This window comes from Streptomyces cyaneofuscatus (assembly GCF_000718135.1).
GTDB lineage: Bacteria > Actinomycetota > Actinomycetes > Streptomycetales > Streptomycetaceae > Streptomyces > Streptomyces cyaneofuscatus.
This window is the reverse complement of the sequence record NZ_JOEM01000008.1, coordinates 55,678-68,977: the sequence shown is the minus strand read 5'-3', so window position 1 is coordinate 68,977 and position 13,300 is coordinate 55,678. Positions and strand designations below refer to the sequence as shown.

The following is a 13,300-nucleotide window of genomic DNA, read 5'->3' as shown; positions in this document are numbered from 1 at the left end:
TAATGGTGCGTGCGGGTGCACGGCGGGCGGGGACGAGACGAAACCGGCCGTTCTGGGTGGAGCTCCCGCTCCTCGTCGGGATCGCCCTGATCCTGGCCCTGCTCATCAAGACCTTCCTCGTCCAGGCCTTCTCCATCCCGTCGGAGTCCATGCAGAACACCCTGCAGAAGGGCGACCGGGTCCTCGTCGACAAGCTGACCCCGTGGTTCGGATCCGAGCCGGAACGGGGCGAGGTGGTCGTCTTCCACGACCCGGACGGCTGGCTCGACGACGTGGCCGTCGACCCGCCCAACAGCGTGCAGAAGGTGCTGAGTTTCATCGGCGTGATGCCGTCCGCCGAGGAGAAGGACCTCATCAAGCGGGTGATCGGCGTCGCCGGTGACACCGTGGAGTGTGTGGGCGACGGACCGGTGAAGGTCAACGGCAAGGCCCTGGACGAGCCCTATGTGTTCCCCGGGAACACCCCGTGCAGCAACGACGACAAGGGCACCTTCAAGGTCACCGTCCCGCCGGGCAAGCTCTGGGTGATGGGTGACCACCGCCAGGCGTCGGCGGACTCCCGCTACCACAGCGACGACCGCAACAAGGGCATGGTCCCGGTCGACGAGGTCGTCGGCCGGGCCGTCGTCGTCGCCTGGCCGGCCGGCCGCTGGGACACCTTGCCCGTCCCCGCCACCTTCTCCACGGACTGACGGCGGGGACCTGTCCGGGGCTACCCGGGCCGGCCGAACCTGCGTACGTAGCGCCGCTGCCACGGGGTCTCCACCGCGCGCGCGTGATACCCGCGGCGGACGAACGCCACCGCCTCAGCGGCGGGGACCCCGTCCAGCACGGCCAGGCAGGCCAGCGCCGTCCCGGTCCGCCCCATCCCGCCCCCGCAGGCGACCTCCACCCGCTCGCCGGGGGCCCGCCGCCACACCTCCTCCAGCAGCTCCCGGGCCTGGTGCGGGTCGGCCGGAAGCCGGAAGTCCGGCCACCGCAGCCACCGCGACTCCCAGCCGGCCTCGGGAGGCGTACGCCCCAGCAGATATACGGCGAACTCCGGCTCGGGCCCGTCGGGCAGGGGGTTGCGCAGCCCACGGCCGCGTATCAGGCGCCCGGAGGGCAGTGTCAGTACGGCCCGGTCGGCCGCGTCCCAGCTGTCGGTCATGCCGTCGAATCTAGCGGCGGGAAGCGGGCCGGGAGCATGGAATGTGGCACAAGATCAGAGATCTTGTGCCACATTCCATGAGCGCGACGGGTCAGGCGGTCGCACCCACCCGGGCGTCGGCGGCCGTGGCCCCCGCCTCGTCGGCGAGCACCGGGACCGTCCGGCGGGCGCCCTTGAGCAGGACGACCAGCGCGGTCGCCACGAGGGTTCCGGCGGCGATCGCCAGCAGGTACAGGAACGGTTCACCGATCAGCGGGACGACGAAGATCCCGCCGTGCGGAGCGCGCAGGGTGCACCCGAAGGCCATCGACAGCGCACCGGTGACCGCGCCGCCCGCCATCACCGACGGGATCACCCGCAGCGGGTCGGCGGCGGCGAACGGGATCGCGCCCTCGGTGATGAACGAGGCGCCCAGCACCCAGGCCGCCCGCCCGTTCTCCCGCTCGGTCTTCGTGAACAGCTTCTTCCGTACGGTGGTGGCGAGCGCCATCGCCAGCGGCGGGACCATACCGGCCGCCATGACCGCCGCCATCACCTTGAGGCTGCCGTCGGTCGGATCGGCGAGACCGCCGACCGCGAACGCGTACGCGACCTTGTTCAGCGGGCCGCCCATGTCGAAGCACATCATCAGGCCGAGGACGACACCGAGGATGACGGCGTTGGAGCCGGACAGGCCGTTGAGCCAGTCCGTGAGGGCGCTCTGCAGCGCGGCGATCGGCTTGCCGACCACGATGAACATCAGGAACCCGACGACCGCCGACGCGATCAGCGGGATCACCAGTACCGGCATGATCCCGCGCAGCGTGGCATGGACCGGGACCCGCTGGATGGCCATCACCACCGCACCGGCCAGCAGACCCGCGACCAGACCGCCGAGGAACCCGGCGTCGACGGTGAGCGCGATCGCCCCGCCGACGAAGCCGGGCACCAGCGCGGGCCGGTCGGCCATCCCGTACGCGATGTACCCGGCGAGCACCGGCACCAGGAAGCCGAAGGCGGCGGAGCCGATCTGGTTGAGCAGCGCGGCCCAGCTGTCCGCCTGGCCCCAGACGAAGTGGTCGGCGACCGACTTGGCGTCCGCGATCTCGTAGCCGCCGATGGCGAACGACAGGGCGATCAGCAGACCGCCCGCCGCGACGAACGGCACCATGTAGCTCACGCCGGACATCAGATACGTACGCAGCCGGACCCCGAAGTGGGCACTGTCCGCACCCGATCCGCCGTCCGCACCGTCCGCCGGCCCGTCCCCGCCCTGCGGTACGGCGGCGATCTCACCGCTCTCCGCCTTGCGGCGGGCCTCCGCGATCAGCTCGGCGGGCCGGTTGATGCCCGCCTTCACCCCGACGTCCACGAGCGGCTTGCCCCGGAAGCGGGCCTTCTCCCGCACCTCGACGTCATGCGCCCAGATGACCGCGTCGGCCCGGGCGATGACGGCGGGGTCCAGCTTGCTGAAGCCGGCCGACCCCTGGGTCTCCACCGTCACCTCGACGCCCTCGGCGAGCCCGGCCGCCGTCAGGGACTCGGCGGCCATGTAGGTGTGGGCGATGCCGGTGGGGCAGGAGGTGACGGCGACGATCCGGAAGGGGGCGTCGTCCTCGGCGGGAGCGGCCTCTTCGGCCGACGCTATCGGCGTCGTGGCTTCGGGCTCGGGCGCCGGCTCCTCGCCCCGGATCAGTGCCGCGACGGCGGCCGGGTCGTCCCCGGCGCGCAGGGCGGCGGTGAACTCCGGGTCCATCAGCCTGCGGGCAAGACCCGACAGGATCGTCAGATGGTCGTCGTCCGCCCCGGCCGGAGCGGCGATGAGGAAGACGAGGTCCGCCGGGCCGTCGGCCGCGCCGAAGTCGATGCCCCGGGCGCTGCGCCCGAAGGCCAGCGTCGGGGCGCTCACATGCTCGCTCCGGCAGTGCGGGATGCCGATCCCGCCGTCGAGGCCCGTCGGCATCTGCGCCTCGCGGGCGGCGACATCGGCGAGGAAGCCCTCGAGGTCGGTGACGCGGTGCGCGGCCACCATCCGCTCGGCGAGCGACCTCGCGGCGGCGTCCTTCGTCATGGCGGACAGATCGAGGTCGACCAGTTCCGCGGTGATCAGCTCACTCATCGCGGTGCTCCTTGCTCGGGGACCGCCGGGCGGCGGCTCGGGGGGATGGAAGGCGTCGGGCTCGTACGGGGGAGTGCGGGGGTCATGGGGCGGGCTCCGTCAGCGGGCGGTCCACGGGGACGTCGGTGCTCAGCGCGACCGCCGAGGGGTCGAGGTCGGCCGGGGTGGGCATGAGGCTCCCGGCCAGCTGCACCGCCGCCGCCCCATGGGCGACGGCCGAGACGAGGGCCCCGGGCCCCTGGCCGCCCGCCGTCAGGAAGCCGGCGAGGGAGGCGTCCCCGGCGCCGACGTTGCTGCGTACGGTCGCCACGCGGGCCGTCGCGAAGTACGCCCCCGACGCCTCGGCCAGCAGCTGCCCGTCGGCCCCCAGACTGGCCAGCACCGCCCCGGCCCCCCGCTCACGCAGTTCCTCGGCCGCCTTGAGCGCGTCGCCCACCGTGGCGAGCGGACGGCCGACGGCCTCGGCGAGCTCCTGGGCGTTGGGCTTGATCACGTCGGGCCCCTCCCGCAGCGCGGCGGTCAGCGCCGCACCGGAGGTGTCCAGCGCGATCCGCGCCCCGGCCCGGTGGCTCCGCGCGACCAGCTCCGCGTACCACTGCGGCGGCAGTCCGCGCGGCAGGCTTCCGCAGCAGGCGATCCAGTCGGCGGACGCGGAACGCGCGCGGACCGCCTCCAGGACGTCCTCCGCCTCGGCGGCGCTGAGCTCGGGCCCGGTGGCGTTGATCTTGGTGAGGGTGCCGTCGGGTTCGACGAGCGTGACGTTGATCCGGGTGGAGCCGGTGACCGGGACCCCGGCGGCCTCGATGCCGTGCTTGCCGAGCAGCCGGGCGAGCAGCGCGCCCTCCGGCCCGCCCATCGGGGCGACGGCGACGGTGCGGTGGCCGGCCGCCGCGACCGCGCGGGAGACGTTGACGCCCTTGCCGCCCGGGTCGACGCGGTCGGCCGTGGCCCGCAGGACGGTGCCGCGGACCAGGTCCGGCAGCTCGTAGGTCCGGTCCAGGCTGGGGTTGGGGGTGACGGTGAGGATCATGCGCGTACTACTTCCGTGCCCCGGCTCTCGATGGAGCGGGCGTCGTCGGGGCTGAGGCCCGTGTCGGTGATGAGGAGGTCCACGTCGGTGAGGTCACCGAAGCGGGCGAAGTGCCGCTGCCCGAACTTGCCCGAGTCGGCGAGCAGGACGACCCGGCGGGCGGCCTTGACCACCGCGCGCTTCACGGCGGCCTCGGCGAGGTCGGGGGTGGTGAGGCCGCTGTCGGGCGAGAAGCCGTTGGTGGCGAGGAAGACGACATCGGCGCTGATCTCGGCGTACGCGCCGAGCGCCCAGGCGTCGACCGCCGCCCGCGTCCGGTGCCGGACCCGCCCGCCGACCAGGTGCAGCGCGATGCCCGGGTGGTCGGCGAGGCGGGCGGCGACCGGCAGGGCGTGCGTCACCACGGTCAGTGCGGCGTCGACGGGGACGGCCGCGGCGAGCCGGGCCGTCGTGGTCCCGGCGTCGATGATCACGTTGCCGTCCGCCGGCAGCTCGGCGAGCGCCGCCTGCGCGATGCGGTCCTTCTCGTCGGCGGCCACGGCATCGCGCTCGGCGAGGTCGGGCTCGAAGTCGAGCCGCCCGACCGGGATGGCACCGCCGTGCACCCGGCGCAGCAGTCCCGCCCGGTCCAGCGCCTTGAGATCCCGCCGGACGGTCTCGGCGGTCACCTGGAACTCCTCGGCCAGGGAGAGCACGTCGACCCGGCCGCTCTCCTGGGCGAGGCGGAGGATCTCCTGCTGACGCTCCGGTGCGTACATGTGGTTTCGTATCCGTTTCATGCCCGAGTCTGTGGTTTCGCGCTCAGGTTACGTCCGAGGTTCGGGAAAGTAAACACATTCGGGCGAGAAGTGGGCATGGGTGGGCGCGAGGTGCGCACCGACGGACGCACAGCTCGGCGGGGCGCACCGCTTCACCGGTACGCCCCGCCTGTGATCTGCGATCCGTCTGCTCAGCGCCTCCCGGGAACCCCTTCGACGAGTGGCCGCGCGAGCAGCGGGGTGCCGGGGACCTGGTGTCCTCCGCTGGCGAGCATCCGCACCTCGCCCCGGTCGCTGATCTCGGCACGGACGATCCCGGTCTCGTCCTCGTACACGGGAGATCCGCCCGCTCCGGTCCGGTCGGTGAGCCGGACGGTGACCACGTCGTCCTCGGCGCCGGACATCTGGAAGATGAGTTCGTAACGCTCCGTGTGCTCCATGACGGCCTCCCGGCGGGGCCATGACGACAGCCGGCCCCGCCCCCCATTGTTTCGCACCCGGGTGCGTCCCGCCCGGGGAGCGGCGCGCGGCTACGCGACGGCCAACGGGCGGAGGTGTCCGGTCGATCGGGTGACTCCGACCGGCAGGACAACATGACTGATCGCAGGGAGGGCTAGGCATGCGTACATGAGACTTGAGCCCCGACGAAACAACCGTCTTTCCCTACGCTCCCGCAACCTCAGGGCGACCGGTGCCGCCGCCTGCCTGGCGGCCGCCGCTCTCCTGCTGACGTCATGCGGTCAGAGCTCGGACAGTGCGACGTCCGCGGCCACCGAAGCCGCGAAGGTCCTCCCGCAGAGGACGACGGCGTCCCCGTCGGCCACCGCCGACCTGACCGAGGACCAGCAGGAACGCAAGAGCGTGCTGGACGCCACCAAGGTCACCTTCGACGACGCGGCGACGACCGCGGTCGGTGAAGTGGCGGGCGGCAAGCTCGTCGACCTCGACCTGGAAGGTGTGGACGACGACGACCGCGACGAGAGCCCCAGCCCGACCGGTAGTCCGACCGGCAGCCCCACGGGCAGCCCCAGCCCCACCGGTAGCCCGAGCCCGACCGGCAGTCCCACCGCCACCGGTTCGCCGAGCGCGAGCCCGGGTGCCGACGGCCCCGTCTGGGTCGCGGAGGTCGCCGAGAAGGACGGCACGGTCCACACCGTGCGGATCAACGCGGTCGACGGCAAGGTGATCGAGGCCCGCGTCGACGCGGACCAGGACGCCGAGGACAAGAAGCAGACGGCCGACCGGCTCGCCCAGGCCACGCAGACGCCCGAGCAGGCGGCCAAGGTCGCCACGGAGAAGAAGAAGGGCACCGTCACCTCCGTCAGCCTGGACGAGGCCGACGGCAACGACGGCAACAGCGTCGTCTGGTCGGTCGACGTGGTCGGGTCCGACTGGAAGAAGACCACGTTCGACGTGGACGCCAAGAACGACACCATCGTCCGCGAGGAGACCGACAACGACTGACCGTCCCCCGACGGGTCACCGATACGTGAGGAAGGGGTACGCCGGACACCCGGCGTACCCCTTCTCCTATGCCCCGTGCGGCGTGCGCCGCTCCAGCAGCCGGCAGACGAAGTCCTCCTGGAGGGTGCGGAGGGTGGCCAGCAGCCGCGGGTTCGTCACGCTGTTGACCTGCGAGGTGAGCGAGACGGTCAGCGACCGCTTGCCGTCCTTGGTGGCCGCCGCCAGCTGGGTGTAGCCGGGGAAGTTGCCGGTGTGGCCGTACACCGTGCCGCACTTCGTCCGGTACGCGAAGAGCGCGAGCCCGGCCTCGTTGCGCCCGGGGCCCGCCGGTTCGGAAGCACCCGCGACGAACGTGAGCTGCTTACGGCGGATCTGCGGGCTCAGGTCCCGGCCGCCGGCCCAGGCGCGGATGAAGGTGCCGAGGTTCTCGGGCGTGGAGACGATGCCGCCGGACGCCCACACCCCGGAGGCGCTGATCGCCGTGGAGAGGTCCTCCGGCGGGTTCGGCGGGTCCACGTCGTACCCGTGCAGATACGGCTTCGGCAGCCGGTACCCCTGGGGGAGCGAGGTGGCGCGCAGCCCCAGCGGCCGGTAGACGATCTCGGCCAGCAGCTGCTCGTAGCGGGTGCCCGTCGCGGCCTCGGCGATCAGGGCCACGGCGATGTTGTCGGAATTGGAGTAGCGGTACGCCGAGCCCGGCCGGAACCGCAGCGGTTCCCCGGCGACGTACCGCAGCAGCTTGCGCGAGTCGAAGTGGCGGCGCGGATCGGCCGCGAACTCGGCGATGAACGTGGGGGCCTCGGTGTAGTCCGGCAGCCCACTGGTGTGGTTCAGGAGCTGGGCGACCGTCACCCGGTGCCAGGCGGCGGGGAGACGGGGCAGCCACCGGCCGAGGGTGTCGTCGAGCGAGAGGCGCCCCCGGTCCGCCAGGTGCAGCGCGACCGAGCCGCTGAAGGCCTTCGCCACACTGGCGATCCGCATGTGGTCGGAGGGCTGCGGCGGGCGGCCGGTGCCCACCTCCGACGTACCGGCCCGGTACACCTCGCTGCGGCCGCCGGCCGTCAGCACGGCGATGGCGCCGGGCGGTCCGCCCGGGGTGTCGACGAGCGCCTGGAGCCTGCGCTGCAGCTCGCGGTCGGCCGGACGGTGCGGTCCGTGCGGGCCGTCACCCCCGTCACCGCCCGCCCGGGCCGGGCCGGTCATGAGCCCGGCGAGCGAGGCGGCGGCCAGCACGGCCACGACGGCTCTTCGCCGCAACGGTCGGGAAGGGGCGCGCAGAAGGGGACGAGTGGGCACGGGCTACCTCCTGAAGGTGGGTCGGAACGGGCGGGCCGGGCCTCAGGAGGAGCGGGGAGGGGCGGGGCGGATCGGGCCGGACATCCCTGGACGTCCTGGGCCTGATGCCTCGACGGCCCCGGGGTGTCCTGGGCCTGCTTCCCCGACGACCCCTGGGCGTCCTGGGCCTGACTCCACGACAGCCCCTGGCCGGCGGCTGCCGCGAGCCCAGCATCGGGCGGCCGGGCGGAGCCCGCCCCCGGAGTGGACCATCCGGCCGTCCCCCTTTACCCCCCGGCGTCTCTCAGGAGTGCCGCTCACCGGGCCGGGCAAGCGTCCCCGCGCAGATCGAGGACGTACCGTCGCCCCGGCCGGGCGCCGAACATGACGTCCTCCACCGGCTCGAACCCCGTACGGGTCAGCACCGCACGGGAACCCGCGTTGTCGAGCGTCGTCTCCGCCCGCAGCGCGGTGAGCCCGTACTCCGCGACCGCCACCCCGCAGATCTGCCGGACCGCCCAGGTCGCCAGCCCGCGCCCCGCGGCCTTCTCGGCGATCCGGTAGCCGAGCTCGGCCGAACCGTCCGCCACCCCCACGAGGTTGATCCGGCCCAGCACGGTGCCGTCGGCCTCCTCGATGAGGTGGAAGTGGTGCAGCCCGGCGTCCTGCTCGGCGAGCAGGACGCGGTGGCGTGCGGCGAAGCCGGTGAAGTAGTCGTCGCCCCGGTCGGGCACGGAGGCCGAGAAGTACGCGCGGTTCTCCCGCTCGAACGCGAGCAGTGCCTCGGCATGACCGGGCCGGAGCCGGCTGATGATCGTCATACCAGGATGCTAATGAGCCGCTCCGGCGGGCGGAGCCCCGGTGCCGTTACGGCAGACGGGCCCGGTCACGAGGGGAGCTGCCGCTCCAGGGCATGGGCCAGGCCGCGCTCGGCGTCGTCGGCCGAGGCCCGGCGGTAGGCCCGTTCGTACGCCGTGTTCCCGGCCGCCTGCCGGGCCTGGAGCTCCCACTGCTCCCGGATCGCCCCGAGCTCGGGGGTGCCGCGGTGCGGGTGGCCGATGATCCGCCAGTACGTGTGCCCGGTGCCGGAGGTACGGGCCGCCGCCACCCCGTCCCCCTGGGCGGCGATGGCTCCGGCGAGCAGGTCGAGGCCCAGGGCGATACCGAGGCTGTCGTGGAGCTCGTGCTTGCTCGCCAGCATCGCGCGGGCGTGGCTCTCCGCGTGGCGGGGGCGGCCCTGGAGAAGGTGGATGAGGGCGAGCTGGTGGTCGGCGTAGGCCCGCGCCCAGTGCTCGCCGAAGCGCAGGCTTATCCGCTGGAGCCGGGTCGCCTCCTCGTACGCCTCGTCCAGGCGGCCCAGCGCGGACAGCGCGAAGAGGCGTATCACCCGGCAGCGCATCTGGGAGGGGGCGTCGGCGGGGTCTCCGGGGTGGAGGCGCAGGGCATGGTCGCTGACCAGGTGCGCGGTCTGCGGGCGGCCCATCATCAGATAGGTGAAGCTCATGGAGTGGGCCGCCGAGAGCGCCCCTTCGGCGTCCTGACCGAGACGGGCCGCCTCCTCGCACTCCGTACCCACGCGGCGGGCCGCCTCATGGTCCCCCTGCAGGGTCAGCGTAATGCCGAGGGCCCAGAGCGCGCGGGTGCGGTGCGGACCGGCCGAGAGGGGCAGGGCCAGCACCCGCTCCAGATAGGTCCGGGCCTGGTGGAGGTGGCCGCAGCAGCTCCAGAACAGACCGGCGCACCCGGCCATCTCCATCGCCCGCTCGGGGTCCTCGGCCAGCAGATGCTCCAGGGCCGCACAGAGATCCGCGTGCGTGGAGGCGACCCTGCGGTACCACTCGACCTGCTGGGGGCCCAGCCAGCCGGCGTGCGCCTGCACGGCCGCCTGCGCGAAGTGCCGGGCGTGCCGGTCCGCCAGGAGCGCGTCCTCGCCCAGTTCGGCCAGCCACATCGCCCCGTACTCGCGCAGCGTGTCCAGCATGCGGTAGCCGTCACCGGTCCGCCGGAGCACGGACTGCTCGGCGAGGCTCTCCAGCGCGGGGCCGATCGCCTCGGCGCCGAGGGGCCCGCCCGCGCACACCGCCTCGGCGTCGGCCGCCATGATGACGCCCCGGAAGACCGAGAGCCGCGCCCAGAGCAGGCGCTCCAGCGGGGCGCAGAGCTCGTGGCTCCAGCCGATGGTGGTACGCAGGGCGCGGTGGCGGCGGGGCCAGAGCGTGTCGTCGCTGAGGGCGTCCAGCCGGGAGGCCAGCCGTCCGGTGATCTCCTGCGCGCTGCTCTCGCGGAGCTGCGCGCAGGCCAGCTCGACGGCGAGCGGTATCCCTTCGAGGCGGCGGCAGATCTCCGTCACGGCGGCCGTGTCGCCGGGAGAGTCGAGCACCAGCCCGGGGACGACGGCGGCGGCCCGGTCGTGGAAGAGCCGGACGGCCTCGTCGCCGTCCTCGCCCGCGGAGAGCGGGTGAACCTCCAGCGCGTGCTCGCCCTCCGCGCCGAGCGGCTGCCGGCTGGTGGCCAGGACGGTCAGCCCCGGGGCGGCGGCGAGCAGCTCGGTGACGAGCTGCCGGCAGGAGTCGACGACCCGCTCGCAGCAGTCGAGGACGAGCAGCAGATGCCGGTCCGAGAGCCATTCGCAGAGCGCGGCCACCGGGCGGCGGGAGCTGTGGTCCAGCAGTCCGACACCGTCGCACACCGTCGTGCTGAGCAGCTGGTCGTCGTCCAGATGGGAGAGGTCGGCCCACCACACGCCGTCCGGGTACCGGTCCCGGACGTGCCCGGCGGTCTGCAGGGCCAGCCGGCTCTTGCCGACCCCGCCGCTCCCGCTGAGAGTGACCAGCCGGTGATCGCGAAGTGCCCGGTCGATACTGTCCAGTTCGCTGTCGCGGCCGACGAAGCTGGTCGTCACGACAGGGAGGTTGCCCATCACGCCTGCCATCCTGCCTCGCCGAGCCCCGCGGCCTCCGTTCATAGCGAAAAGCAGTCAAGAACGGCTGACAATGCCCCCTGCCCGATCAGAAGTTGACACATGCGGAAGGCGGGATCCGTAACCGTCCGGAGGGCGGGGCCCGAGCCGTCAGACCACGCCGGCCAGCGACTCCAAGGCCCCGAGGGGGTCCGGTCCGACCGGGGCGAGGACGGCGTCGGTGACGCCCGCCGCCCCGAGTTCGCCGAGGCGGGCGCGGGCCGCCTCCGGCGTTCCCGTCACCGCGAGCCGCGCGACCCAGGCATCGGGCAGGCGGCGGACGAACTCCTCCCGGGTCGCGCACGCGGCCCGCAGCTCCACCAGCTCCGCGGCGAACGGGAGCGGCGCGATGTGGGCGTGCCACTCCGGCTCGCCGATCCATTCCAGCCCCGGCCGCGCCGCGGCGAGGGCCGCCGCGGGATCGGGGTCGACGGAGCCGATGTTGTACGCGACCAGCCGGTGCGGGCGGGTGGCGGCGATCTGCCCGAGGGCGGCCCGTACGTACTCGGGGGCGACGGGCTCGGCGAGGATCGTCCCGTCGGCCACCTCACCGGAGACGGCGAGGGACTTGGGGCCCCGGACGCCCGCCAGGATGTCGGGCACCACGTCGGGCAGCGCGCCGCGCTCCAGCCGGACGCCGTCGAGGTGCACGTACCGCCCCCGGACCTCCGGAGCCTCGCCGCGCAGCAGTGCGCGCAGGGCGTCGATGTACTCGTGGAGGAAGGTGAGCGGGCTCCCCGGCCACTGGCCGACGCTCCGCATCCAGCCGGGCATGCCGTGTCCCACGCCGATGTCGATCCGGCCGGGGAAGAGCTGGGCCAGGGAGGCGATCTCCATCGCCGCGAACGCCACGTTGCGGGCACCGGCGGGCAGCAGCCCGATGCCCACCCTGATCCGGGGCGTGGAGGCCAGGACAGCGGCCGCCTGGGTGATCCCGCCGCGGAAGCCGAGATCCTCCACCACCCACACCGAACCGAACCCCAGCTCCTCGGCCCGGCGGCCGAACGGCAGGATCAGATCCGTGGGCAGATCGCGCGGCAGCAGGACGCCCACGGCGGGGGAGGGGGTGAGGGTGGGGGAAGGCACAGCTGTTCTCCTCGGGTTCTCGGTGTACGGAGAACCTAGCGAACGCGGCCCCGCAGGAGCCGAAGGGCACTGTCGGACCCCTGCGTTACGTTGCTGCCATGACGAACTTCGTACTCGTGGCAGGTGCCTGGCTCGGCTCGTGGGCGTGGAGCGATGTGCTGCCCGGCCTCCGCGCGGCCGGGCACACGGCCCATCCGCTGACGTTGTCGGGCCTCGCCGACCGGCAGGGCGTGCAGGCAGGACAGCAGACCCACGTCGACGACATCGTGAGCCATGTCGAGCGCCTGGACCTGCGGGACGTCGTCCTGGTCGGGCACAGCTACGCGGGCATCCCGGTCGGACAGGCGGCGCAGCGGATCGGTGACCGGCTGGCCCGGGCGGTCTTCGTCGACTCCAGCGTTCCGGCCGACGGCGAGTCCTTCGTGTCGGGCTGGCCGGAGGGCCGGGCGCAGGTCGAGGCGGCGATCGCCGCGAACGGCGGCTTCTGGCCCGTGCTGACGGCCGACGACTGCGCGGGCCAGGAGCTCGGCGACGAGGAGACCGCCCGGATCGTGGCGGGAGCCACACCCCACCCGGGCGCCACCCTCACCGAGCCCGCCGTCCTGCGGGGCTCCCTCGGCGAGCTTTCCGCGACGTACGTCAAGTGCCTGCTCGACGGCCCCGAGCCGGGCCCCGACGTGGCCGCGCTCCTGAAGGGCGAGCGGTGGGAGCTGGTCACCATGGAGACCGGCCACTGGCCGATGTTCTCCCGGCCGGACGAGCTCGCCCGCGTCCTCCTGGACGCCGCCGGAACCGGGCGATGACGGAACACCCGGAGATCACCTACATCGGATGCGCCCGGTGCGGCACCCAGATCGCCGGGCTCGACGGCCGGTACGCCTGCTCGGGCTGCGGCTGGGTGAACGAGTGGACCGAGGGGCACCGGCCCCTGCCCGGGAGCCGTTCCGGCAGGTCCGGGGACGTCTCGGTCCCCGGACCGGGAATCGCGGCGCCCGCCGCCCACCACGTACACTCGCCCCCGCTCCGCCGACCGGCGGGGCTTTCCGCACCAGACCAGACGGGGAAATCCGCATGAGTTCCGCAGACAGCACCGAAGCACCGATCTACGCCGGCCTCGTGGAGGAGCAGGGAGACGTGCTCGCCGAGGTACGGCGCGTGGCCGAGGAGGTCCTGCGCGACGCGGACCGCGCGATCGACTTCGGCGCCGTACGGTCGTCCGCCGCCTACCGCTAGGACGCCGGGGCGCAGGGCGCCACGGCGCCAGGGCAAGCCGCCCAGGGATGGACATGTCCATCACGAGACGATAAACGTCGTGCAACTATTGCCATATTCTTGCGTATCCGAGGCGACGGCTTACTGAAGAAGCGTCGTCGGCGAGAGTGGGTGGGGCCGCGGTCCGGCCGAGTGCCCGAAGGGGTGCCGGTGTCACCGCGGCCACCCGGCGGCCGGGCGTGAGAGTTTCGCCCCGCCCCCGGTGAGC

At 73.4% G+C, this 13,300-nt stretch carries 13 protein-coding genes; 4 read left to right on the top strand and 9 right to left on the bottom strand.

The genetic code is table 11. The features are described 5' to 3' along the window. Positions 1–2 precede the first annotated feature (2 nt). Positions 3–692 carry a signal peptidase I gene (lepB, locus tag IF17_RS0114960; RefSeq protein WP_030566039.1) on the top strand — a complete coding sequence of 230 codons (690 nt, stop codon included), beginning with the start codon at positions 3–5 and terminating at the stop codon, positions 690–692. 20 nt (positions 693–712) lie between these two features. Here the strand turns inward: lepB and IF17_RS0114955 are convergent, their stop codons facing one another. From IF17_RS0114955 to IF17_RS0114935, 5 genes are all read right to left on the bottom strand, one after another. Continuing rightward, a complete protein-coding gene (locus IF17_RS0114955) occupies positions 713–1,150 on the bottom strand; it encodes a protein-tyrosine phosphatase family protein (RefSeq protein WP_030566037.1) in 438 nt (145 codons plus the stop codon). 91 nt (positions 1,151–1,241) lie between these two features. Continuing rightward, positions 1,242–3,248, bottom strand: a complete 2,007-nt coding sequence (locus IF17_RS0114950) for a PTS fructose transporter subunit IIABC (RefSeq protein WP_030566035.1) — start codon at positions 3,246–3,248, stop codon at positions 1,242–1,244. Positions 3,249–3,330: 82 nt separating this feature from the next. Then, positions 3,331–4,278 carry a 1-phosphofructokinase gene (gene pfkB, locus IF17_RS0114945; RefSeq protein WP_030566033.1) on the bottom strand — a complete coding sequence of 316 codons (948 nt, stop codon included), beginning with the start codon at positions 4,276–4,278 and terminating at the stop codon, positions 3,331–3,333. Then, positions 4,275–5,036, bottom strand: a complete 762-nt coding sequence (locus IF17_RS0114940; protein WP_030566030.1) for a DeoR/GlpR family DNA-binding transcription regulator — start codon at positions 5,034–5,036, stop codon at positions 4,275–4,277. The genes pfkB and IF17_RS0114940 overlap by 4 nt, the downstream gene beginning before the upstream one ends. Before the next feature lie 191 nt (positions 5,037–5,227). Then, a complete protein-coding gene (locus IF17_RS0114935; RefSeq protein WP_030566028.1) occupies positions 5,228–5,476 on the bottom strand; it encodes a DUF6296 family protein in 249 nt (82 codons plus the stop codon). Between the two features lie 187 nt (positions 5,477–5,663). Between IF17_RS0114935 and IF17_RS0114930 the strand changes: the two genes are divergently transcribed. Continuing rightward, positions 5,664–6,500: a PepSY domain-containing protein gene (locus IF17_RS0114930; protein WP_030566026.1), complete on the top strand. Its 837-nt coding sequence runs from the start codon at positions 5,664–5,666 to the stop codon at positions 6,498–6,500. A gap of 66 nt (positions 6,501–6,566) precedes the next feature. On the opposite strand, the gene IF17_RS0114925 is transcribed toward IF17_RS0114930, so the two are convergent. The 4 genes from IF17_RS0114925 to IF17_RS0114910 all read right to left on the bottom strand — a co-directional run bounded on the left by IF17_RS0114925 (position 6,567) and on the right by IF17_RS0114910 (position 11,820). Continuing rightward, positions 6,567–7,796, bottom strand: a complete 1,230-nt coding sequence (locus IF17_RS0114925; protein WP_030566024.1) for a serine hydrolase domain-containing protein — start codon at positions 7,794–7,796, stop codon at positions 6,567–6,569. A gap of 296 nt (positions 7,797–8,092) precedes the next feature. Beyond that, a complete protein-coding gene (locus IF17_RS0114920) occupies positions 8,093–8,596 on the bottom strand; it encodes a GNAT family N-acetyltransferase (RefSeq protein ID WP_030566021.1) in 504 nt (167 codons plus the stop codon). A gap of 65 nt (positions 8,597–8,661) precedes the next feature. Beyond that, positions 8,662–10,695, bottom strand: a complete 2,034-nt coding sequence (locus IF17_RS0114915; protein ID WP_030566020.1) for an ATP-binding protein — start codon at positions 10,693–10,695, stop codon at positions 8,662–8,664. A 150-nt stretch (positions 10,696–10,845) separates the two neighbouring features. Beyond that, positions 10,846–11,820: an LLM class flavin-dependent oxidoreductase gene (locus IF17_RS0114910; RefSeq protein WP_030566018.1), complete on the bottom strand. Its 975-nt coding sequence runs from the start codon at positions 11,818–11,820 to the stop codon at positions 10,846–10,848. 98 nt (positions 11,821–11,918) lie between these two features. On the opposite strand from IF17_RS0114910, the gene IF17_RS0114905 reads away from it, so the two are divergent. Both IF17_RS0114905 and IF17_RS1000000139275 read left to right on the top strand, forming a co-directional pair. After that, positions 11,919–12,623: an alpha/beta fold hydrolase gene (locus tag IF17_RS0114905; protein ID WP_030566017.1), complete on the top strand. Its 705-nt coding sequence runs from the start codon at positions 11,919–11,921 to the stop codon at positions 12,621–12,623. 268 nt (positions 12,624–12,891) lie between these two features. Further along, positions 12,892–13,053 (top strand): hypothetical protein, encoded by a 162-nt coding sequence (locus tag IF17_RS1000000139275; RefSeq protein WP_018515143.1) that lies wholly within the window; start codon positions 12,892–12,894, stop codon positions 13,051–13,053. Positions 13,054–13,300 lie beyond the last annotated feature (247 nt).

Excerpts from the sequence above, each read along its gene's own strand:
- lepB (WP_030566039.1), top strand. The coding sequence starts at position 3 with ATGGTGCGTGCGGGTGCACGGCGGGCGGGGACGAGACGAAACCGGCCG.
- IF17_RS0114955 (WP_030566037.1), bottom strand. The coding sequence starts at position 1,150 with ATGACCGACAGCTGGGACGCGGCCGACCGGGCCGTACTGACACTGCCC.
- IF17_RS0114950 (WP_030566035.1), bottom strand. The coding sequence starts at position 3,248 with ATGAGTGAGCTGATCACCGCGGAACTGGTCGACCTCGATCTGTCCGCC.
- pfkB (WP_030566033.1), bottom strand. The coding sequence starts at position 4,278 with ATGATCCTCACCGTCACCCCCAACCCCAGCCTGGACCGGACCTACGAG.
- IF17_RS0114940 (WP_030566030.1), bottom strand. The coding sequence starts at position 5,036 with ATGTACGCACCGGAGCGTCAGCAGGAGATCCTCCGCCTCGCCCAGGAG.
- IF17_RS0114935 (WP_030566028.1), bottom strand. The coding sequence starts at position 5,476 with ATGGAGCACACGGAGCGTTACGAACTCATCTTCCAGATGTCCGGCGCC.
- IF17_RS0114930 (WP_030566026.1), top strand. The coding sequence starts at position 5,664 with ATGAGACTTGAGCCCCGACGAAACAACCGTCTTTCCCTACGCTCCCGC.
- IF17_RS0114920 (WP_030566021.1), bottom strand. The coding sequence starts at position 8,596 with ATGACGATCATCAGCCGGCTCCGGCCCGGTCATGCCGAGGCACTGCTC.
- IF17_RS0114915 (WP_030566020.1), bottom strand. The coding sequence starts at position 10,695 with ATGGGCAACCTCCCTGTCGTGACGACCAGCTTCGTCGGCCGCGACAGC.
- IF17_RS0114905 (WP_030566017.1), top strand. The coding sequence starts at position 11,919 with ATGACGAACTTCGTACTCGTGGCAGGTGCCTGGCTCGGCTCGTGGGCG.
- IF17_RS1000000139275 (WP_018515143.1), top strand. The coding sequence starts at position 12,892 with ATGAGTTCCGCAGACAGCACCGAAGCACCGATCTACGCCGGCCTCGTG.